At 56.8% G+C, this 250-nt stretch carries 1 protein-coding gene; it reads right to left on the bottom strand.

Annotated elements, in window-relative coordinates; genetic code table 11:
- The coding region (locus tag ACY9Z2_RS19220; protein WP_463611280.1) for a hypothetical protein at positions 1-213 on the bottom strand (213 nt) is incomplete at its 3' end.
- Between the last annotated feature and the right edge of the window lie 37 nt (positions 214-250).

Below are 250 nucleotides of genomic sequence, written 5' to 3'. Positions count from 1 at the left end.
CACTACCCGGCGTTCGCCATCTCCGCAGCCCTTCGGCAGCAGCCTACGTTCGATGTCCGGAGCCTGTTTCACCAGATCGTTAACCACGTCCGGATTATCGCAGCAATACTGAATGATGGCCTCGCCAGCAGAACCGTAGACCTCCCCACAACTATGCTTCAGATGGCGGGCAACTGCATTAAACGAGTCGAACGAGCCGTAATGGGTGAGCACTCGAGATTCCGTGATTGGGATATCGATGGCCCGGTCC

This window comes from Virgibacillus sp. GM2-2 (assembly GCF_055329585.1).
Note: the sequence above shows the minus strand (reverse complement) of the source record. Positions and strands in the feature narration are given on the sequence as shown.